The sequence below is a fragment of the Gaoshiqia hydrogeniformans genome, assembly GCF_049347105.1.
Classification (GTDB): domain Bacteria; phylum Bacteroidota; class Bacteroidia; order Bacteroidales; family Prolixibacteraceae; genus Gaoshiqia; species Gaoshiqia hydrogeniformans.
Map to the genome: position 1 here is coordinate 3,277,997 of NZ_CP186334.1, position 23,074 is coordinate 3,301,070.

A 23,074-nucleotide genomic window follows, 5' to 3' on the forward strand; every position below is an offset into this window, starting at 1 on the left:
GTTAGCTATCAAATGAAGTTGACAGCTATCCGGATTCTTCCGGTTTCAGCATGTGTTAAGTGGCAACCGGGTATTTCAAATGAACGGCTAAAATCCTAATTTCTGAACAGCTTCGGGAGCAATACATGCTTCAAATTCCTCTTCTTCCATGAGTTGTTGTTCGAGGACGGCGGTTTTGATGGTTTTGCCGGAGGTTTTAGCCTGTTGTGCCAGTTGGGTGCATTTTTCATAGCCCAGTTTCGGGATTAAAGCCGTGACAACGGCCGTTGAGTTTAAGACCTGTGCCCGGCATTTTTCAGGGTTGGCAGTCATGTTCTTTATACCATGACGGGCAAGGCTTTCGGCTGCGTTTTTTAAGAGTTGAAGGCTGTTGAGCAGTGCATCGGCAATGAGCGGCATAAACGGGTTAAGTTCCAGGTTTCCGCTCATGACGGCCATCGAAATTAGGTGGTCGTTGCCGGTTACCTGCATGGCAGCCTGGCACACCGCTTCAGGAATCACCGGGTTAATCTTGCCGGGCATCATGGATGAGCCGGCCTGCAAGGGGGGTAGGTTGATCTCGCCGAAGCCTCCGTCGGGCCCGCCCGACAGCAGGCGCAAATCGTTCGATACTTTGATCAGGTTGGTTGCACAGGCTTTCAGAATACCGGACACTTCAACAAAAACATCGGCATTTTGGGTATTTTCTATGAGGTTTTCGGCCCGCGCCAATGGGGTGTTGGTCAGTTCGCGCAGGCGGTCGGTTACCCTGAAAATAAACGACCGGGGTGCGCCCAGCCCGCTACCGATAGCCGTTCCGCCCAGGTTAACCACCCGAAGCCGTTCTTCGCATTTATAAATTCTCCAGCGATCGCGGTTAAAGGCTTCAGCATAAGCGGCCATTTCGCGCCCCAAGGTTGTCAACACGGCATCCTGGAGTTGGGTACGTCCTATTTTGACAATGGCGGCAAATTCTTTTTCCTTTTGCTGAAAAGCTTCCTGTAACTCCAGTACCGATTGTTCCAACTCCCGGAGCAGTTTTATTGCGGCTAACTTCAGCGCAGTGGGGTAGCTGTCGTTGGTTGACTGGTGCCGGTTGATATCGTCGAGCGGCGAAACCGTGCTGTAATCGCCCAACGGTTTTCCCAGTAACTGTAGCGCGCGGTTGGCAATCACTTCATTCACGTTCATATTGGTCGAGGTGCCGGCTCCCCCCTGGAGGGCATCAACCACAACGGCGCCGGATAGCATGCCTTCGGCCATCTCACTGCAGGCCTGTTCAATGGCCACGGCTTTTTGACGGTCGGGGAAATAACCCAATTCGCCGTTGATTTGGGCGCAGGCAAGTTTTACCCAACCGTATGCTTTGATCAGTTCCGGGTTTACCGGACGCCGGGCCAGTTGGAAATTCCCGATGGCGCGGGCGGTGTGGATCCCGTAGAGGACATCGGCAGGAACCGTTTTGGAACCTAAAAGATCAGTTTCGGTACGTGTTTTCATCGTTGAAATTGACAAACCTATTGGGAGATAAAGTTAACCAAACTAGATGGAATGATATCGTGATGTTGTCCGTTATAGTTGAGTAAGTAAATAAGTGTTTGTTGTTTCGCGTTGATTTTTCTACGAATGTCAGGTTATCGCTCAATCTTAAATGAAGATTCGTTCCCCAACATATTTATTTCTGAATTCCTTTGGCGTAATTCCTTTCTTGTTTTTAAATGTGCGATTGAAATTTGCTATGTTATTGAATCCACAATTAAATGCAATTTCAGCAATAGATTGTGTCGTATCGATAAGCATGCGCGAAACATGTCCCAACCTGATCTCATTTAAGCTGTCGATAAAACTGAATCCGGTATGTTTTTTTATAAATCGACTAAAAGAAACTTCAGACATATTAGCTATTTTGGCGACTTCGTTCAGCGTGATTTGTTTTTGAAAGTTATTATTCATGTATTCAAATACTTTTTCGATTCTCCTGCTATTGTAATTGAAAAGTTCAGGAGTGAACGTTGAATCAGAGAGTAATTTCACGTCTCTGGATATCGACAAATCATGAATAATTGACAATAATTCTAGAATGGAATCAAATCCTCCTTTCTTATATAGAGCAAGGATGCGGGGAGCAATCGATTTTACAGTTGATGGAGAATATAATAAACCTCTCTTGGCGTTTTCAAACATGTTCCTGATGTTGATCATTTGATTTCTTTTCAAAAAGCGATCATCAAGAAAGTCGGTATGGAACTGAATTGTTACTTCTCTGATTTTTTTGCTGGCACATTTGTGCGTAAACCATCCATGTGCCAGGTTTGAGCCAATACAAACAAGCTCAAGATCATCAATTTCGCCAATATGATCGCCCACAATTCGTTGAGATCCCGCGCCATCAAGGATAAGATTTAGCTCAATATCTTCATGTACATGTAGTGGAAAGTCGAATTCTTCTTTTTCCCTTGAGAAAATTGTAAAACAATCATACTGAGTCAGTGGAGTAATCTCTCTTAAAATATTCATTTTGGAGTTTTTACATAGTGGATAAAAGAAGCCATAAGGTTATTTGAATTTTCTTTTCAAGCCCATGAGGTAAAGAATAAATTATTTCTTTATCAATTTTATATAGGTGCTAAAATACATATAATAAGTTTATTGTGTGTGCATTTTTCATGATTTATATTCGTAATGATGGATTAATATTATAAAAGGATAGAATTATACCATATGCGGATTCCTACAAACAAATGATAAAATTTTGTTACTGGGTTAGTCCTTGAAAAACTATTTTTGATTTTCATGAAAAATTTGTCAATCATTAACTTGCGCTAGACCAACTTAAATTTTAAAAGACCTTCTAAATGAAAAAAAAATGCATTCTTTTCCTGGTGGTTTTAACAGCCTCTATTTTTCAGACTAATGCTGAAAAATCAAAGTTTAAAACACTTGCTTATCTAAATGCGATATCCGGATCAAAAACGGTTGCCGGCATTCATAACCGTGAGCCCAACGCAATTCCCGATCAATGGACAAACGCGGTTTTTAAACTGACTGGGAAATACCCGGGGCTTTGGAGTGGCGACTTCTTGTTTCAGGAAGAAAATATTGCCAATCGTCAAAAGATGGTTGACGAAGCCGTGAAGCAATGGAACAACGGGGCAATCGTCAACATCATGTGGCATGCCTGCAACCCTGCTTTAAACGAGCCTTGTGGCTGGAACAAAGAAGGAGTGTTGAGCCATTTGTCGGATGAGCAGTGGAAAGAACTGACCACCGATGGAACCGCTTTAAATAAAGAATGGAAATCCAGGGTTGACGAAGTGTGTGTTTATTTGGAGTATCATTACCGTCCCATTAAAAACTAAAAAAGTTCTTTGATGTATTTGAAATTTAGTTAGTTGTATCCATTTTTCGAGCGAACGGACTTGAATTTTTAGTTTTGCATCAGATTATTCTGATTGCATATGTATCAAGACAAATACGTTTTCGCTCAACTGGTCTCGTTTCTGAATCGAAGCAAATTCAATCGTATTGTTGCCAAATACAATGGCGACAAATACGTGAAGCATTTCACTTGTTGGAATCAATTGCTATCTCTGATGTTCGGGCAATTGTCAAATCGTGAAAGTCTTAGAGATTTGATCGTCGCACTTGATGCTCATCACTCCAAATCTTATCATTTGGGATTGGGCAAGAACATTTCAAAATCATCACTGGCCAGAGCCAATCAAGACAGGGACTATCACATCTTTGAAGAGTATGCTTACTATCTGGTAAACGAAGCCAGGCAGAAACGCGTTGCTGACATCTTCAAGCTTGAAGGCAATGTCTATGCTTTTGATTCAACGACAATTGACTTATGCCTTTCGGTATTCTGGTGGGCGAAGTTCCGTAAGAAAAAAGGTGGAATCAAAGTACATGCATTATACGATGTGGAGACACAGATACCTGCATTTTTCCATATCACTGAAGCATCTGTTCACGACTCTACTGCCATGAAAGAGATCCCTTATGAATCAGGCTCATATTACATATTTGACCGTGCATATAATCACTTCAAGATGTTGTATAAGATTCATCAAATAGGAGCTTTCTATGTTTTAAGAGCCAAAAAGAATCTACAATGCAAGATGATCAAATGGAAACGAAGATTGCCCAAGAACGTGCTTTCAGATGTAACAATTGAATTGACTGGGTTTTATCCTAAGCAATACTATCCAGAGCATCTTAGATTGGTCAGATATTGGGATGAAGAACAAAAGCGTGAGCTTGTATTCTTGACCAATGCAATGCACATTTCTGCATTGCAGGTTGCTGAACTTTACAAGAACCGCTGGCAAGTCGAGCTGTTCTTCAAATGGTTAAAGCAACATCTGAAAATCAAAAAGTTTTGGGGTACTACTGAAAATGCTGTTCGGATTCAAATCTACGCTGCCATGTGCACTTACTGCTTGGTGGCAATCGTCCAAAAGGACATGCAACTTGATAGAAGCACATATGAGGTCTTGCAGATTGAGCATATCTTTAACAGATAAAACTAATCTTCGAGACCTATTTGATAGAACTAAATTTCAAAATGACAAAGAACGTTTTAGCCTTAATGAGCCAAATTTGTTTAATTATTAATACGTCCCGATTTTAATGGGACACTAGTGTTGGAGTATCTAAAAGAAAAAGGCGTTGAAGTGCTTTGGCGTCCCATGCACGAAATGAACCAGGGCGTGTTCTGGTGGGGCGGTCGTCCCGGGCCTGAAGGAACGAGGAAACTCTATCAGATGCTTCATGATTATATGACAGATGTAAAGAGCCTGACCAATTTAATTTGGGTTTGGAATATCCAGGACTTCGAGACATTGGCTGCCGATGCGGTGTCATATAATCCTGGCGACAGGTATTGGGACGTTTTGTCGCTCGATGTGTATGATGACAAAACCGGGTTCAGCGATGAAAAGTATAATATCATTGTCGGGGCATCTAATGGAAAGCCAATAGCGATAGGCGAATGCCAAAAGCTACCGACGGTTGAAAAACTAAAGAGCCAGCCAAAATGGACATTCTTTATGGGATGGTCGGAGCTGGTTTTCGAAAAAAAATCGAAAGACCAGATCAAATCCGTGTATGATAACGAAGATATAATCACTCTCGATGAAATGCCGGGATGGAAATAATAGTAAAACTAAACCAATGAGTACAATTAACCGAAGAAATTTTTTGGGAAAGGCAGGCGCCGGGATTGCAGCTTGCAGCCTTGGGGCAGCAGCGCCCCTTTCGGCCTGTTCATCCCAGTCGGAGAATAAATCAGGAAAACAGGCCGATGAACAACAGTTGCTTATCGGAGAAAATATTGCCGTTGCCGATACAGTTTATGGCCAGGTGAAAGGTTTCATCTTGCGTGGAATCCATGTTTTTCGCGGAATTCCGTATGGCGCCGATACCTCGGGCAAAAACCGTTTTATGCCCCCGCAACGGCCCGAACCCTGGGAAAATATACGCCCGGCCGTGTTTTACGGGAATTCGGCGCCGCAGGATATTTACGACCGCAGCCCGGAATCATACGGAGTTTTTGTTGACCATTGGAATTATGATGTGTTGAGCGAAGACTGCCTGCGCCTGAATGTCTGGACTCCGGCGCTGGATGACAAAAAAAGACCGGTTTTGGTGTGGTTGCATGGCGGAGGTTTTTCCCGCGGTAACGGCATCGAGCAGGACGGATATGATGGCGAAAACATTGCCCGGCACGGCCACATTGTTTATTGCTCTATCAACCACCGTTTGGGGCCGTTGGGTTTCTCCGATTTTTCATCGGTTGGCGGCGATAAATTTAAAAGTTCGGGCAATGTGGGCATGTTGGATATTGTTGCCGCCCTACAATGGGTAAACGAAAATATCCGGAATTTCGGGGGCGATCCGGCCAATGTAACCGTGATGGGTCAATCGGGCGGAGGCTCAAAAGTTTGTACCATCGCTACCATGCCTGCTGTAAAAGGATTGGTACACAAAGGAATTGCGCTGAGCGGCGAATCGATCAAAGGCGGAAATCAGGAATACACACAAAAGCTGGGCAGTTACATTTTAAGGGAAGCCGGACTAAATCCTTCGGAGCTGGAAAAATTGCAACAAATGCCCTGGAAAGAATACATGGACATCGCTTATCGCGCATCGTCGAAATTACAGAAAGAAGGTTTGCAGATGCTCCGTGGCGGTTTTGGCCCGATTGCCGATGGCATCAATATTCCTACGGGCGATTATTATAGCCCCGACGATGATTCGTTGCCCAATATTCCAATGATCTTTTGCTCAACCTTCCATGAATGGAACCCCAATCGCGACCATCCCGAATTGGAAAATATTTCGTTGGATGAGGTAGCAGAAAAAATCAAAGGCTCTTTCGGCGACAAATCAAAAGAAATTGTGGATGCGTATGCAAAACAATTTCCGGAAGCCCGGCCAATTGAAGTCTGGGCGCTGATTGTTTCAAACCGCAGGGGGATAACCAATGCCGCCAACGCTAAATTAAGGCAAAGTTCGCCCGTGTACATGGCGTGGTTTGGCTGGGAGTCGCCTTTGTTCGATGGCCGTCACCGGGCATTCCATTGCATCGATATTAGTTTCTGGTTCCTGAATACCGATCTGATGATCACCCACAGCGGGGGAGGCACCCGCCCGCGAAAACTCTCGGCAAAAATGGCCGATGCCCTGGTCAACTTCCTTTATAAAGGCGATCCAAACTGTGAAAAATTGCCCGGATGGCCGAAGTACACGGCTGAAGGTGGAGAAACAATGATCCTGAATGATACCTGTGAGGTGAAAAATAATCCCGATGGTGAAGCCAGAAAAATACTTTCATAACCAATAATTTTATACAATCATGTTAAAACGAACGATAAAAATAGCATCGGTTCTGTTGATGGGCTTAACGGCTCTTCAGCTTTATGCGCAAAACGGAAATTCAAAACAGATAGACTCGTGGATTACCACCAGCGACCGCTCATCGCTTTTCGGAAAACAAGCCGGGAACCTAAGTTTCTCGGACAAAAATGAAGGGCGCGGAACGGCCATCGTGATTGACGAACGGCAGGAATTTCAATCCATCGACGGATTTGGTTTTGCTATAACCGGCGGAAGTGCCGAGCATCTGATCCGTATGACTGCACCCGAAAGGGCGAAAATCCTGAAAGAACTGTTTACTACCGAAGGCAACAATATCGGGATCAGTTATTTGCGATTGAGTATTGGCGCTTCCGACCTAAACAGTTTTGTATTTTCATACAACGATCTGGAAGAAGGCAAAACTGATTTTGAACTGAAAAAATTCAGCCTTGCCCAAGATTTGAACGATGTGGTTCCGGTGCTGAAAGAAATCCTAAAAATTAATCCTGATATAAAAATCATGGGGTCGCCCTGGTCGGCTCCGGCCTGGATGAAAACGAAATACGATGTGCGTGGCGGCAAACTAAAAGAAGAGTGCTACGATGTCTATGCGCGTTATTTCGTGAAATATATTCAGGAAATGGCAAAACAGGGGATTGTAATCGATGCAATCACTGTTCAAAACGAACCGATGAATTCGCGCAATACGCCGAGTATGTCGTGGTTTGTGTATGAGCAGGCCGCATTCGTGAAAAATAACCTGGGACCTGCCTTAAAGGCCGCCGGTCTGACAACCAAGATCATTATTTTCGACCATAACTGCGACCGTACCGATTATCCGCTGGGTATCCTGAACGATCCAGAAGCAGCACAATATGTCGATGGCTCCGGTTTTCATCACTATGGGGGCGACCTCGAAGCGATGAGCCTTGTCCATCAGGCAAGGCCCGATAAAAATATTTATTTCACCGAACAAATGGTTACCGAGCGACCGGATAGCCCTGAAATTAATATTGTTTCACCGGTGAAACGATTGGTGGTGGGCGTTACCCGGAACTGGAGCAGGAATGTAATTTTGTGGAACCTAGCCGCCGACCCGCTAAACGACCCGCATACCGATAATGGCGGTTGCTCAATGTGCCAAGGGGCAATTACCATCGATGGGGACAAGGTGAGCCGCAATGTTGCCTACTATACTATTGCACATGCTTCCAAATTCGTCAGACCGGGTTCTGTACGCGTCGTTTCTACCAATCGTGGCGATAAAACGGTACATTTATACGAAGACGAGCAACGCCCGGGGGTATACCGTACTGGTGTTGTTGAAAACACAGATGTATTGCCGAACGTAGCCTTTAAAACCCCTGAAGGAAAAATTGTATTGATCGTGGTAAACGACACTTGGAACAGTAGTGGTTTTAAAATCCAGTATAAAGGACAATTTGCCAATCTTCATCTGAAACCAGGAGCCGTGGGCACATACGTTTGGGAAGAGTAATCAGAAAATAAAAATGGGAAAATTGAAATGAAGAAGATACTATTAGCAATCATTGTTGGCTTGCTTCTGAATATATCATATTCTGAGGCACAAAGCCCGTTCAGTACCAAAGGCTGGTGGAAACCGGCTGAACCAAAATTCTCTCCGGTTGTGAACGATGACTGTACGGTTACTTTCAGACTGAAAGCCCCGGGTGCAAAAAAAGTTTCATTGCTTTTCGATGAGTGGGATGTTTCGGCACGACCAATGAAAAAAGATAAAAATGGTGTTTGGAGCATCACCATCGGACCGGTCAATCCGCGGGTGTACCAGTATGCCTATTTGGTCGATGGCCTGAAGGTAATCGACATGGTGAACCCGGATGTGAAAGCAGGCACAATGGTTTACGGGAGCGTGGTGGAAGTTCATGGCGAAAATCCACGGTTCGACGAAATACAAGAAGTGCCTCATGGCGATGTGCATGTTCTTTCATATTTCTCAACATCGTTGCAGAAGTTCAGGAAAATGTATGTGTATGTTCCGGCTGCTTATTTCGACCAGCCCGAACGGGAATTTCCGGTACTTTATCTTCGTCACGGCGGCGGCGATAACGAAGGCAGTTGGGTGAACGATGGCCGCGCCGCTGTGATTCTCGATAACCTGATTGCAAAAGGTGAAGCCGAACCAATGATGATTGTAATGACCAACGGGCTGACCGATGGCTCGTGGGCGGGTGGCAGTACCGTGGAAGGAATGGCACAACTGGAAACGGAGTTGTTCAGCGATGTAATTCCTTTGATTGAGAAAAGATACCGGATTGCAGAAGGAAAGGCCAAACGGGCAATTGGCGGTTTGTCGATGGGCGGCGGACAGGCTTTTGTGATCGGGTTGAGAAACTCCAAAAAGTTTTCAGCTATTGGCCAATTCAGTGCAGGAATATTGAGTGATGGTAATTTCGACTACGACAAATACCTTCCCGGAATAATTGAAAATCCACAGAAAATTAATACAGAACTTCAACTTTTATGGATTAGCTGTGGAACAAAAGATCCACGTTATCAGGGACATATCAACCTCTTGGAAGACCTGAAAGAGAAAGGCATCAATTTTGAATTCCATGAATTGCCCTTTGGGCATGAGTGGCAGTTTTGGAGGATACAACTGCATGATTTTGCAAAAAAACTTTTCAAAGAAACAGCGCCCGAATGGTCGATGGCCGATAAAAATGCAACGCCTGAAACCAAAGCATTGTATGCCAACTTGATGAAAATACATGAAAAAGGGATCATGTTCGGGCACCACGATTATCCTTCGTATGGCATTGGCTGGCGCGGCGATAACGACCGAAGCGATGTAAAAGACCTGGTTGGCGATCACCCAGCGGTTTATAGCCTGGACATGAACCGGATAGGCGAGCAAAAAATGGAGTTTATCCGTGAGGTGCATAAAAGGGGCGGGGTCAGCATGTTGGTGTGGCATCAGAATAACCCGATGACCGAGTCGCCTGATGCGAAATATCCGGTTGGAACAGCTTGGGATAACACCAAGGTGGTTGACCAGATTTTGACTGAAGACAGCGAAATGAACCTGAAGTACAAAAAGCGACTGGATGGTGTTGCTGAGGTTTTTCATTCGTTGAAAGATGATGAAGGAAAGCCCATCCCGGTTATTTTTCGCCCCTTGCACGAACATACACAGAAATGGAATTGGTGGGGGTCGCAGGCAACTACCGGAGAAGAATTCATCGCATTCTGGAGGTTTATAGTTACTTACCTACGCGACGTGAAAAATGTACACAATGTCATTTATGCAATTTCGCCACAGATGGATGAAGTATACAGCGATGCAGAGGCACGCCTGCTTTTCCGCTGGCCGGGGAACGATTATGTCGATTTTCTGGGGATAGACTGTTATCAAGGGTTGAACGCCAAAGCGTTCGTATCTAATGTAAAAGCGCTATCTGCCTTGTCAGAAAAACTAAACAAACCGGTTGGAGTAACCGAAACCGGTTTGGAAAAAGACCACACTCCCGATTATTGGACAAAGGATGTACTTCCGGCGTTAATTGGTAAAAAGTGTTGCATGGTGGTCGCTTGGAGAAACGAGAAGCCAACCCATGCTTACGGCCCATATCCGGGCGATTCTTCTGCCGATGATTTTGAGATTTTTTACAACAGTCCTCATACCTTGTTTGAGAACGATTTGCCCGATATGTACACGATGCCGGAATAATAATGAAATTCCATAAAGCGAGGAGCAAATAAATCAATCAAACTGAACCTGTCGAAAAAAAAATACCATAAGCCGGGAATTTTGAGTAGGGACAGTATCCTTCTGAAAATGCCTTATTTGAATGTTGACGATTATCTAAACTGCGTTATTTGAGGTCTGATTTATATCATCTATTGAGGAAATTGTATTAAAAATTACCCTAATCATAGATTAATATTGTATCTGGCAATTAACTACTAAACGTACAGGAATTTTCTCAATTGACAGAGCTTTTACAAACCATTCCGTCCGTTTTTATTAAGGTATTTATTTGCTTTAATTTTAGTAATACTATAAAACTTAATTTAACCTAACTATGAAGATTTTGAAGTACGTAATGATTTTTTCAGTGATGGCCTTAATCGGGACATCTTGTCAAGATGATGCCAGAAATACGGAGGAACTAATTGACCCCTGGCTGCGTGAACGCACTCCGGTTAGCTTTAAATTGGAAGGTCAGGTGGGTGAAGCTACAATTGTTGATAATTGGCGTAATGACACGGAGGGAACGATTGTAATCACCATGATCTCTACCGCGGTTGAAGATTTACATCATGTAAAAGTCTTAGATCTTGGATTGCAGTATAATGCTACTTCCTCGGTAACCGTAGGAAGTACTCTCGATATTAGCAGCGGTTCAGCCTCTTTTGTTGTCGTTGCTGAGAATGGAGAATCCCGTACTTATACTTTGCGCTACGAGGAATTCAAAGAACCAATAGTGGGCATCTATGATGTTGATCAACTCTGGTTGTATGGTGGCACCGGTCCGGAGTACGGTGGTGGTGCTGTTTGGAATATGATGGAAAAGAGCTGGAGATGGAATGTTGACGGAAAACCGACAGCTGAGGAAGATAATGTGATTACCCTTATTTTGAAAGGCGTAAATGAAAGCACTGGAGATACCTATGGCACTTGTTACAACGATGCCGGACCCGACGGGATGTATGCTTCTTTCATTTACGACGACCGAAACTGGGTGAAACACGACCTGAAACATTTTTATCGGTGTATACCGGAAGGCGAGGGGACCTGGGAAAAAAATGCAAAAACAGGTGAAATTACGTTTATTTCTGCAGAAGGTGTACGACGCACTTGTTCATTAATAGGAGCCGGAACACATACGCTCGATGCTTATAAAAGCATTGCCATTCAAAATATGGCATTTAATTTTCCTATAACAGAAGGAGTTTCAGATAACTGGGATGTGATCTGGCAGGATGATGCGAAATATCTTTATCATCCGCGGAACTTTATCGTGAAAGTTACAAAACGCTAAATTCTCTGAAATTAGGTTTGTTGACTTTTTTTTGCGACCAGAATCATTCGTGATATGATATTTCTGTGGGAGCAATTTATTATTCAATAATTAGGGAAAATCAATATTGATCATCAAATGACATATATTTCAGATTATTATATAAAAGTAATTGCTGTTTTCTGCTTGGTCGTAATGATTGAGGTTTCTTGTGGCTGTAAGGAGTCTGAACGAACTGTTCCTCCTTTGCCTGAAGAAGAAGTTGCCGAAGAAGACAAAGACGAAGAGGAAGGAAAGGAAGAAGAGCCAACGAATATTCAACTTGTCATGGTTGATCCAAATGCAACAGAAACGACCCGGGCTCTTTATTCAAACCTTTGGAAAATAGCAGAGAAAGGATTTATGTTTGGGCATCATGACGATTTATGGTATGGTCGTTATTGGTATAACGAATCAGGCCGGTCTGACACCAAAGAGGTTTGTGGCGACTATCCTGCCGTGTTCAGCGTCGATTTTGCACAAATTATGGATGACCGCTACTGGTCAAGCCAGGAATCCAATGCGATCCGCAGAAAAGTGATTCTTGAAGCACGCGAACGAGGAGAAGTAATTACGGCCTGCTGCCATCTTAATAATCCTCTGACAAATGGCGATTCATGGGACAACTCGAACAACGATGTTGTTAAAAATATCCTGACGGAAGGAACGCCAACACGGGCAAAATTTATTTCGTGGCTTGATCGTTTAGCTGTTTTTGCTCTGAATTTAAAAGATAAAGACGGAAATTTGATTCCCGTTATCTTCAGACCTTTTCATGAACATACTCAGACTTGGTCGTGGTGGGGATCTAAATGTACAACCAATGATGAGTTTATCGGGCTATGGAAGATGACCATTGAATATCTGCGAGATAAAAAAGGGGTACACAATTTTATTTATGCAATTTCTCCCCAAATGGATCAGGTTTATGCAGAGACAAGAGAACGGTTATTGTTTCGCTGGCCGGGCGACGAATATGTCGACTTTATTGGAATGGACTGCTATCATGGAACCAATACGGATGCTTTTAATAGTAACTTAAAACATCTTTCGACTCTTTCGCGAGAGAAGAATAAGCCTTGCGGGGTAACTGAAACCGGTAAGGAGAGTTTCGAGATTTCAGATTACTGGACTCGGTGTCTCCTCACTCCCTTAACAGGGAAACGTATCAGCCTGGTGGTTATGTGGAGAAATAAATATGTCTCAAGTGAATCTGATAAACATTTCTTTTCCGTTTATCCGGGACATGTGTCGGCACCAAACTTTATCATCATGTATAACCGCGATGCTTCGCTTTTTAGCAACGATCTGCCGGATATGTATACACTGGCTGAAGGCGTGGTAATCAAATAAATAACAATGAAGGCCAGAGGCTTGGTTATCAATCGAGAATTTAAAAGCTTAATATTAATCTAATTCACTAAACCTATGTTTAATTTTATTAAAACTTTTCTATTGTGCGCAATTTTTTTCTGTTACGGAGGGATTTCGGGCATGCTGTATGGACAGCAGAAATCGATCGTCGGTACTGTACAGGATGAGAAAGGAGAAGTGTTGCCCGGAGTAACCATCGTGGTGAAAGGTACTACGATAGGTACCGTTACGTCAGGGAACGGGCAATTTATGCTGTCTTTCTCTCAAACCAATGCGATCTTGCAGTTTTCTTTTATCGGTTACAAGGCTCAGGAGATTGATGTGTCGTCAATTAAAGAACCGTTGATCGTCAAAATGACAGAGGATGTAGCCTCAATTGATGAGGTTGTAATAACGGCATTTGCTACGCAGAAGAAAGTAAACGTTACAGGAGCTATTTCTTCTGTAAATGGTTCAGAGCTTGTGGCTACACCGGTTTCGAATATTTCTAACGCGCTTATTGGAAATACCCCGGGCGTAAGTGGTTTGCAAACTTCGGGCGAGCCTGGACGGAATGCAGCCAATATTTATATTCGCGGTATTTCTACGTATGGTTCATCATCTCCTTTGATTGTGATTGATGGTGTTGAACAAGCAGCCGAGCAAGCCTTTAGCGAGTTAAATGCGATGGATGCCAACGAAATAGCCGGAATAAGTATCCTGAAAGATGCAGCATCGACAGCGGTGTATGGGATACGCGGGGCGAACGGAGTAATCATTGTTACAACCAAAAGAGGGAGGATTGGTAAACCTGTCATCAATTTCTCAGCAAATTATGGTCTTACCCAGGCATCCAATCTTCAAAAAGGCGTTACTGCCTATGAATATGCACTGATGAGAAATGAAGGTATTAGGAATGAGCAACGCAGCTACGATGGAACGGGGAGTCTTTCCACATATATCTTCGACGATTATGACCTGTGGAAGTTCAAAAATAACCGAGATTTTACTCCGGTTGAGATTGATGCAATGACAAATCTGACTGAAGAGCAAAAAACGAACTTAAAAAAATCGCCTGCGCTGTATTACTCAAGTCATGATCTCTATAAAGAACAATTTAACAAGGTTGCACCTCAAATGCAGGCTAATCTCAATATATCGGGGGGGACTCAACGTGTCAAATATTTTGTTTCGTTTGGTTACTTTAGCCAGGAAGGTATTACCAATGCTACCAAATACTACGGGTCGGATACTGGCTCCCGTTTTAACCGCTATAACTTTCGGAGTAATTTCGACATTGATGTTGCTAAAAACTGGAAAGTTACAATTAATACTGCGGGTCAGTTTGGACAAACACAGGGACCGGGTATTAACTCGGGTCCGTACGATTTAAACGGGCGTTATAAAGTGATTATGCAATATATTTATGACGGTAACCCCTTTATAACTCCAGGGATCATCGATGGAAAATTGATCAATAATTTTGCAGGGGTGGCTGGTAGCGACCAAAACCCGCTGGGAGTAAAAACAGGCAGTCAGATTGGTTCACAAAATGCGGTATACAATCTCCTGATCAGTGGTCGAGGAACCATATATAACAGCCTTTTGGATAATGTAATAAAAGTTAATCACGAGATGGATTACTTGCTGAAGGGATTGCAGGCTCATGTTACTATGAGTTATCAGGATAATTATAACCGGTATGTAACTTATTCTCCCTCAATTCCTTCTTATACGGTACAACGGAGCGCTCAAAACCCAAATGAACTTCAATTTTTTGGCGGTTCAATGGGGGCAGGATCCTTTAACTCGTATGGATACAGTAACTGGAATAAACTCTATGTTGATGCCGGTTTGAATTGGGCCGGTAGTTTCGGAAAACATAATCTGTCTGCCCTTCTTCTGGGGAAAGGATCAAAATATACCATGCCCTCCGATTCGTACAATGTGCCTTCAGGGGTAATGGGTCTGGTCGGACGTGTCACTTACAATTATCAGGATCGTTATATGGCCGAGTTTAATGCTGGTTACAACGGTACCGAACAGTTTGCAGAGGGTAAACGTTTTGGTTTTTTCCCGGCTTATTCAGCGGGTTGGGTGCCAACCAGTGAAAAATTCTTTCCAAAAAACAATATCCTGAGCTTTATGAAAATCAGGGCATCCTTCGGAGAGGTTGGAAACGATCAGTTAGGAGGCAGTCGTCGTTATTATTATCTTCCCAATACCTATAATCTGAATCAGGGTGGATACTGGCTTGGTAACAGTGATGGTTCTTCGGCCAATTCATATTATTATGGTGCGACTGAGGGAGCGTTGGGTAACCCGGCCATTACCTGGGAACGAGCAAAAAAATATGATGTTGGGTTGGAGATCCATTTTTTTAAGGACAAACTATCGGTAGTTGGCGACTGGTTTAAAGAAGACCGGAACAACATCCTGACTACACTGGGAACGATACCGGCCATTTATGGTGTTGCAGCCAGTTCTGTGCCTCCGGCAAATGTGGGGATCACCACCAATCAGGGCTACGAGATTGTGTTGAGATGGGCTGAACATGTTGGCAACTGGAGTTACTCCATTGAGGGAGATCTCAGCTATGCCCGCAATAAGATTATTTATAAGGCAGAAGCAAATAACCCGTATCCCTGGATGAATGCTACAGGTTTTTCAATTGGACAACGTTTTGGTCTTGTCAGCGATGGTTTATTCAATACGGTAGAAGAACTAATTAATCGTCCGTATAATACCTACACTTCCAATCAGGCTACCTTGGGAGATATTCGCTACAAAGACCTGAACGGAGACGGATTGATTGACAGTAAGGATATTGCCCCGATTGGTTTTCCGAATTATCCGCAATATCATTACAATACTAAGTTAAAAGTTGCATATAAAGGTTTTGATGTGAATTTATTGTTTGTTGGAACAGCAAATGGTTCATATTATTTAAACAGCGGTTATACAATTCCTTTCTTCAAACGTGCAGGGAATGCATGGCAGTGGATGTACGACGGCCGTTGGACCGAAGAAAAATATTTGGCAGGAGAGAAGATAACCTATCCGAGATCGACTTTCGATGCTACAACTTCGCATAATAATTATCGTCAGAGTGACTATTGGATGAAATCTAGTAATTTCTTCAAACTTAAGAACATTGAACTAGGATATACTTTCGAAACAAAAAGAAGTCAGTTTTTAAACCGCATTAACACGTTGCGTATATATGCGAACGCGAATAATGTATACACTTTCCGGAACAAACTGACGGATATCGGCATTGATCCTGAAACGACTGACGGAAGCACCTACATTTACCCTCTTACAAGTGTATTCACGATTGGTTTTAGTATGCAGTTTTAATGCGTTTTCAAAAATTAGAAAAAACATGATATGAAAAAATTAACAATTATACTTTTGGTTCTTGGGCTTGTAGGTTTGTCTTCCTGTGAAGATATGTTCCTCGAAAAGCCTGATACAACGGGGACTGTCGATTTGAACGAAGTTTACAGTTCCTCAAAGAATGCCGAGGCTGCTCTATGGTCGTGTTATCGAAATGTATTATTGCATGGATGGCCTGGTGGTTGGGGTGTTGGACATGGTGCTTTGGCTTCAATTAGTGGTGAGCGTTCCCGCGGCTACTCATGGCACGGAACCTACAATATTGCCGCAACTGGCCTCTCTGTTAATGGCACAGATGGTTCGGATGGCGGTTCTGATCACTATGGAAATAACTGGAGCTACATCCGGGCATGTTCGCTGGTTAAAGAGAATATCGATATGGTGCCTGATATGACGAGTGAAATGAAAGGTTACATCAAGGCTGAAGCAACCGGTTTAATCGCCTACCGATACATAGGCATGTTTTATCGATATGGCGGACTTCCCATTGTTCGTAAATCTTTTCAGGCTACCGACGACTTAAAAATTGGCAGATCATCTCTTCAGGAAACGCTTGATTATATCATTGAGCTTTGCGATGAGGCTTACAACGGATTACCGGCAGGTAATTGGGCCGCTGCCCAAACTGGACGTCTGACACGAGGAGCCGTGCTGGCCATGAAAGCAAGAGCATTAATGTTTGCTGCCCGTCCGTTGTTTAATAGCAGTACGCCCTATCTGACCAATGGGTCTGATAATAATCTGGTTTGTTTTGGAAATCAAGATGCTACCCGTTGGCAGGAGGCAATTACCGCAAATGAAGCGGTGTTGTCGTGGGCAGGAGCAAATGGTTATGCGTTAATTAATACCGGCGGAGCTCCTGCTGGACAGCCCAATCCGAATGCGTTAGACGATTACGGAAAAGCAACTTCAACTCCGGCTAACCAGGAAGTTCTTCTGGCTTATAAATGTAACACCAGCAACCAGTATGAATGGCCTGCAAGCGCAATCTTCTATTATTTAAACACGTCACCTAACTGGACCAATAATCGTTGGGATACTGATTTGGTAGGATTATTAACCAATTTCCTGGAAATCTATTATAAAAATGACGGCAACAATCAGGAATGGCCTCAAATTGGAGAATCAACACCGCGAGGAGCCAGCGATTGGCTTGAGAAAATTCCGCAAATGGAAGCCCGTTGCCTGGCTGACAATATTTTACCCGGATTTGATGCGTTTAATAACCCCGGTGTATATAATTACAGTGCACAAGGATGGGGTAGGACATGTATGAACTCCGGAAAAGAAACCAGTTTCCCCAATGCGATTGGGTCGGGACGGGGATGCGGGTTTCCGGTCAAATTTTATTATCATGCCGAATCCCGCGTTTGGTTCGAACCTCCTTTGTTCCGTTTAGCTGAAACCTATCTGAATTTGGCCGAGGCATACAATGAAACAGGAAATTCTGTAAAGGCCCTCGAAAATCTGAATAAAGTACATAATCGTGCCGGCTTACCTGCTGTAACCGAAACCGGTAAAGATAAACTCCGAGAGGTTATACAACGGGAAAAAGCAATTGAGTTTTATAATGAGAACCACCGCTACTACGATGTGAAACACTGGAAACACAAAGACATTGCCAATGGCATTATTGGAGGTCAAATGCGTGAGCTGCAATTTAAAATCAAAGCGAGCGCCAGTGGAAGTAACAATCTTGCCGTGAATTTGGAATCATACTGGGATGCCGTGTCTTACACTGCGTTCTGGAGTCCGAGAATGTATCTGGAACCGATTCCTCAGTCAGAGGTCAATAAGGGGATTTCTGTTCAAAACCCCGGTTATTAACCGGTTAAAGTAGTTTATTACTTAAGATGAATGAAATGTATATGAAGAAACTAAATATTTTCAGAGGAGTCCTTCTGGCAGGAGTACTCTCCATATTTGCTTGTGCCGGATTGGCTCAGGAGCTGGTCTCTGTAACTGATTCCGTAACAACGAATGCGTCTGTTCCCGGCCTGTTATTTTCTGTTGATCCCAATAGGCATACATCTGCGGTATCAACGGTAGTTGGAACTGATCTATACAAAACACCTGCATCGAATCTTTCCAATACCTTTCCCGGGTTGTTGTCAGGATTAACGGTGTTGCAAGGTTCAGGTGAAGTTGGAAACAACAATGCCAGCTGGTTGATCCGTGGTATTGGGAGCTATGGTGTTGGAGGGTTTAATGTAGCTAAAATTTTTGTAGATGGCTTTGAAGTAAACTCCAATTACATGGTTTATCTTTCACCAACCGAAATTGAGAGCGTTTCTATTCTTAAGGATGCTGCTGCACTCGCTGCTTTTGGTGAGAGGGGAGCCAATGGAGTCATATGGATTGAAACAAAACGAGGCAAAGTAGGTCCCTCAACAGTGACTGCTCAAGTAAGGTACGGATCACAGTCTCCGGTAGAGATTAATAAACCACTTGGTTCATATAAGTTTGCATCGCTATACAACCAGGCTGTGAGTAATGATAACGGGATATGGTCGCCGGTTTATTCCGATGAACAACTTTCTAACTATCAGAATGGTCAAGGGATTGATGTTGATTGGTATGACCAGGTCTTCAAAAATTCAGGTTCATTCGTTGATGGCGACATTACCTTCAACGGAGGTAGTGAACAGGCTCGTTATAATGTGACAATGGGATATATTGATCATGCGGGACTATATGATGTTAATAATACCGATGAAACTTCCAACCTGAAATATTCGCGGTATAATGTACGTGCAAACCTTGATTTCAAATTATTGGAGATTTTTGAAGCCCGGGTTGATTTGGGGGGGCGTATCGAGCGTCGCAAACGTCCAAATTTTGGCACTTCAGATCTTATGTCTGTGTTGTCAAGATATCCCTCCAATATTTATAATGTTTTTGATGATCAGGAACAGGAACATTATTCGGGAACCGCTATTTACAGAAACAACCCGGTTGCTTCTATCCGCGGACTCGGATGGTATTCTAACCAATCGCGTATTCTGCAAGGTAACTTTTCGTTGAAAGAAAAACTGGACATTATAACCCCGGGGCTTTATTTAAAGCAAGCGTTTTCATTTAATGCTTACACGTTGAGTACCTACAGTAAAACAAAGAATTATGCCCGTTATCATCATGGCGAAACAACCACGACCGATGAAACTACTTCGATTACAGCTAGTGGCTATGGATCTGCCGGGATGGAGGATTGGAAACAGGGAACGATTACCTTAGGTTATGATCAGGAATTTGGCAAACATGTTATTTCTTCTGCTGTTAATTTTCATGCGTCTGCTTATAATGGCGATGGTTATTTTTCTTACAAATATCGTTACGTGAACTATAATGGAAAGATGAATTATAGTTATGATAACCGTTATGCAGGCGAGCTGTCTTTTTCATATTTTGGAAATGATTCGTATGCTAAAGGTAGCCAGTGGGCTCTTTATCCGGCAATATCAGGAGCCTGGATTATTTCGAATGAAGATTTCATGGATGACTCAAATCGTATTGACTATTTGAAATTGAGGGCGTCGGTTGGTCGCACAGGTTCTTCCGATTCTAATGCTACAAGCGCTTTGTCGTCATTCTCTTCAAATGGCCGGTTTTTATTTAAAGAATATTTTACATCCAGTTATGTTGGCTCATTTTATACCGGAGCATCATCCGGGACATGGCAAAGTACATTGGTTCCGATGTTTATTTCAAATTTCAATACGCATGCAGAAAGAAGTACAAAATATAACTTAGGCGTTGACGCATCTGTATTCGGGAATTTGAATGTGACCGCCGATGCTTACCTGGATAAACGGACAGATATTTTGACCCTTGATAACTCATTGATGGAGTACTACGGTAAAAACTACTACTTCTCAAATATTGGCGAAATGACCAGCAAGGGATTTGAAGTCAGCGCTATATGGAACGGCCAGCTTGGTGGATTTTCGTATGCGTTAAACGGCATGGTTTCATATAATACCAATAACATTGATTACATGGCTGAAGTGGCTCCCGCTCACGGTTATAATGCAAGAACAGGTCGTCCGTTTGGCACCTTTATCGGACTTGTGGCAGATGGCTTCTATGATGTTACTGATTTTAATACTGACGGGTCATTGGTTGACGGAATTTCTACGCCGGCTTTTGGCGCTGTTCAGCCAGGAGATATCAGGTACAAGGATCTTGACAATAACGGGATGGTCGATCAAAACGATGTCACTTCAATTGGAAAATCAATTTATCCGGAATGGACATATGCTTTCGGCGGCTCTGCCGAATTTAAAGGTTTCGATCTCAGTATTTTGTTTCAGGGAATTGCAGGCGCGTCAGTTAATTTGCTGGATAACTGGAACCAGACTGTGGCATTTGTAGATAACGGGAATGCTTATCCAATTGCCGGGGGCGCTTGGGCATATTACCCCGAAAAAAATATTGATACCCGAAGTGCAGCCACTTATCCAAGGCTTACGACACAGAGTAACGCCAATAATTACCGAACGAGTTCATTCTGGATTAAAAACCGGGATTTCCTGAAAGTACGCAATATTGAAGTAGGCTATAACTTTTCAAAAAACAAGAGCTTGAATCTGGATGGCATAAAAAATCTGCGAATTTATGTTAACGCCACAAACCCGTTCACTTGGAGCAAATTGCTTGACGAATATAAAATGGATCCGGAAAGTATTTATGGCGGTTATCCATCGGTTAAATCTATTAATGCAGGCGTCACATTAACTTTCTAACCATTAAACTGATAGAACTATGAATTTAAAATATCTAAAAAGATCATTGTTCATTTTGGCAGGGCTGTCTATATTGTCCGGCTGCGACGAATTTTTGGATACAAGTTTGGATCGAAACCAAACAGCAGAAACCATAGCAACCAACCGGAGTACCCTGTGGAATTTTGGCAATGCATTTTATTCGCCAATAACTTACGGCTTCTCAATCATTGACGGTAATATTTTTGCGTCCGCATCCGATGAAGCCCAACAAACGGATGTTTCCTCCAATGTGGTCTATTTTAATAAAGGAATTATCAATGAGAGCATTAACCCATTGTTTTACCTGTATCAGAATTATTATGAAGGAATTAGGGCGGCTAATTATTTCCTCGATTATGTGAAAGATGGAAAAGGCGAAGCGTTACTGGCGCTTAACCGAAATATTGAAACTGATATTTATTCTTATGAACGCGATGTTAACTCGTTGAACTGGTATATTGCGGAAGCTCATATTGCCCGTGCCTATTATTATGCAGAATTGATTAAAATGTATGGTGGTGTTCCTATTGTTGAAAAGACCATCGAGCAAGCAGGAGGTGAAAAAGTGACCCGATCGGATTATGATGATGTCGTTGATTATATTGTTGATGAGATTGATACCTATAAAGGGCAATTGTCCGTCAACTGGAATGACTATGCCGACAGGAACGGACGTTTTACACTGGGCGTCGCCTTGGCAGTTAAGTCTCGGGTGTTACTTTATGCTGCCAGCCCTTTGCATAATACGAATGGCGATGTTGAGAAATGGAAAAAAGCGGCCAAGGCTGCTCACGACCTGATCGATAATGTAAACCTGAGTTATTCGCTTGCAGGCAATTACCGCGACTATTTTGTCGGGAGTAACCCGCTTATAAATAATGAAACAATTTATGCTGTACGCAGGGCAAATTCAAATACGATGGAAGTAAATAATTATCCAATTGCAACAGCAGGCGGATATAGCGGAGTGACTCCTTCCCAAAACCTGGTTTCGGCATATGAATATATTGGCGTTCCTGATCCGGCTAACCCGTATGCAAACCGCGATCCAAGACTTGCTGCCTCTATCGTAACGAATGGAAGCTCCTGGAATGGCCGGGTTATTGATCAAACTACAGGCGGCGCTGATGATATGTCGAACGCTAATGCCAGCCGTACCGGATATTATCTCAAAAAATTCCTGACTGATGGTTTAAACTTGGTTCAGGGCCAGACAGCTCAACACAACTGGATTGCCTACCGTTATGGCGAGATATTGCTCAATTACGCAGAAGCAATGAATGAAGCATATGGACCGACAGCCGTTCCGTCAGAGTTTACCATGTCGGCAAAGGATGCCCTTCAGCTTGTGCGGGATCGTGCAAGTGTGAACTTGCCTGCGATACCAGCAGATACGAAAGAAGATTTTCGTGCCGCAGTAAAACACGAACGTCGAATTGAGTTGGCTTTTGAAGATCATCGGTATTGGGACTTGCTCAGATGGAAAGATGCCGAACAAGTCCTTAATCAGCCAATTAAAGGGGTTAAAGTCATTAATAATGGTGGGAGTATCAGTTATCAGGAGTTTACAGTTACAGAACGTAAATTTCAGCAAAGAAATTATTATCTGCCATTTCTTCGGTCTGAGATAGAAAACTCAAAAGGCACATTGACGCAAAATACAGGATATTAAAT

At 43.1% G+C, this 23,074-nt stretch carries 14 protein-coding genes; 12 read left to right on the top strand and 2 right to left on the bottom strand.

Features of this window, described 5'->3' with window-relative positions:
- Positions 1-87: 87 nt before the first annotated feature.
- Both ACOIT5_RS13325 and ACOIT5_RS13330 read right to left on the bottom strand, forming a co-directional pair.
- Positions 88-1,479: an aspartate ammonia-lyase gene (locus tag ACOIT5_RS13325; protein ID WP_423126646.1), complete on the bottom strand. Its 1,392-nt coding sequence runs from the start codon at positions 1,477-1,479 to the stop codon at positions 88-90.
- 147 nt (positions 1,480-1,626) lie between these two features.
- Positions 1,627-2,496 (bottom strand): AraC family transcriptional regulator, encoded by an 870-nt coding sequence (locus tag ACOIT5_RS13330; RefSeq protein ID WP_423126647.1) that lies wholly within the window; start codon positions 2,494-2,496, stop codon positions 1,627-1,629.
- Positions 2,497-2,834: 338 nt separating this feature from the next.
- Here ACOIT5_RS13330 and ACOIT5_RS13335 point away from each other — a divergent pair, with 338 nt between their 5' ends.
- The 12 genes from ACOIT5_RS13335 (at position 2,835) to ACOIT5_RS13390 (ending at position 23,072) form a co-directional block, all read left to right on the top strand.
- Positions 2,835-3,338 (top strand): glycosyl hydrolase, encoded by a 504-nt coding sequence (locus tag ACOIT5_RS13335; RefSeq protein WP_423126648.1) that lies wholly within the window; start codon positions 2,835-2,837, stop codon positions 3,336-3,338.
- A gap of 99 nt (positions 3,339-3,437) precedes the next feature.
- Positions 3,438-4,508 carry an IS4 family transposase gene (locus ACOIT5_RS13340; RefSeq protein WP_423126649.1) on the top strand — a complete coding sequence of 357 codons (1,071 nt, stop codon included), beginning with the start codon at positions 3,438-3,440 and terminating at the stop codon, positions 4,506-4,508.
- A gap of 117 nt (positions 4,509-4,625) precedes the next feature.
- A complete protein-coding gene (locus ACOIT5_RS13345; RefSeq protein ID WP_423126650.1) occupies positions 4,626-5,141 on the top strand; it encodes a glycoside hydrolase family 26 protein in 516 nt (171 codons plus the stop codon).
- 16 nt (positions 5,142-5,157) lie between these two features.
- Positions 5,158-6,822 carry a carboxylesterase/lipase family protein gene (locus ACOIT5_RS13350; protein WP_423126651.1) on the top strand — a complete coding sequence of 555 codons (1,665 nt, stop codon included), beginning with the start codon at positions 5,158-5,160 and terminating at the stop codon, positions 6,820-6,822.
- 19 nt (positions 6,823-6,841) lie between these two features.
- Entirely contained in the window at positions 6,842-8,341 is a 1,500-nt protein-coding gene (locus tag ACOIT5_RS13355) for a glycoside hydrolase family 30 protein (protein WP_423126652.1), read from the top strand.
- 27 nt (positions 8,342-8,368) lie between these two features.
- Entirely contained in the window at positions 8,369-10,552 is a 2,184-nt protein-coding gene (locus ACOIT5_RS13360) for a glycosyl hydrolase (protein ID WP_423126653.1), read from the top strand.
- A 355-nt stretch (positions 10,553-10,907) separates the two neighbouring features.
- The gene (locus ACOIT5_RS13365; RefSeq protein ID WP_423126654.1) at positions 10,908-11,867 is read left to right on the top strand and encodes a hypothetical protein; all 960 of its coding nucleotides are present in this window, start codon (positions 10,908-10,910) and stop codon (positions 11,865-11,867) included.
- 117 nt (positions 11,868-11,984) lie between these two features.
- A complete protein-coding gene (locus tag ACOIT5_RS13370; RefSeq protein ID WP_423126655.1) occupies positions 11,985-13,238 on the top strand; it encodes a glycoside hydrolase family 26 protein in 1,254 nt (417 codons plus the stop codon).
- A 102-nt stretch (positions 13,239-13,340) separates the two neighbouring features.
- Positions 13,341-16,598, top strand: coding sequence for a SusC/RagA family TonB-linked outer membrane protein (locus ACOIT5_RS13375; protein ID WP_423126656.1), 3,258 nt, complete (start codon positions 13,341-13,343; stop codon positions 16,596-16,598).
- 30 nt (positions 16,599-16,628) lie between these two features.
- Positions 16,629-18,464 carry a RagB/SusD family nutrient uptake outer membrane protein gene (locus ACOIT5_RS13380; RefSeq protein ID WP_423126657.1) on the top strand — a complete coding sequence of 612 codons (1,836 nt, stop codon included), beginning with the start codon at positions 16,629-16,631 and terminating at the stop codon, positions 18,462-18,464.
- Between the two features lie 41 nt (positions 18,465-18,505).
- A complete protein-coding gene (locus tag ACOIT5_RS13385; RefSeq protein WP_423126658.1) occupies positions 18,506-21,379 on the top strand; it encodes a SusC/RagA family TonB-linked outer membrane protein in 2,874 nt (957 codons plus the stop codon).
- Between the two features lie 19 nt (positions 21,380-21,398).
- A complete protein-coding gene (locus ACOIT5_RS13390) occupies positions 21,399-23,072 on the top strand; it encodes a RagB/SusD family nutrient uptake outer membrane protein (protein ID WP_423126659.1) in 1,674 nt (557 codons plus the stop codon).
- Positions 23,073-23,074: the final 2 nt, after the last annotated feature.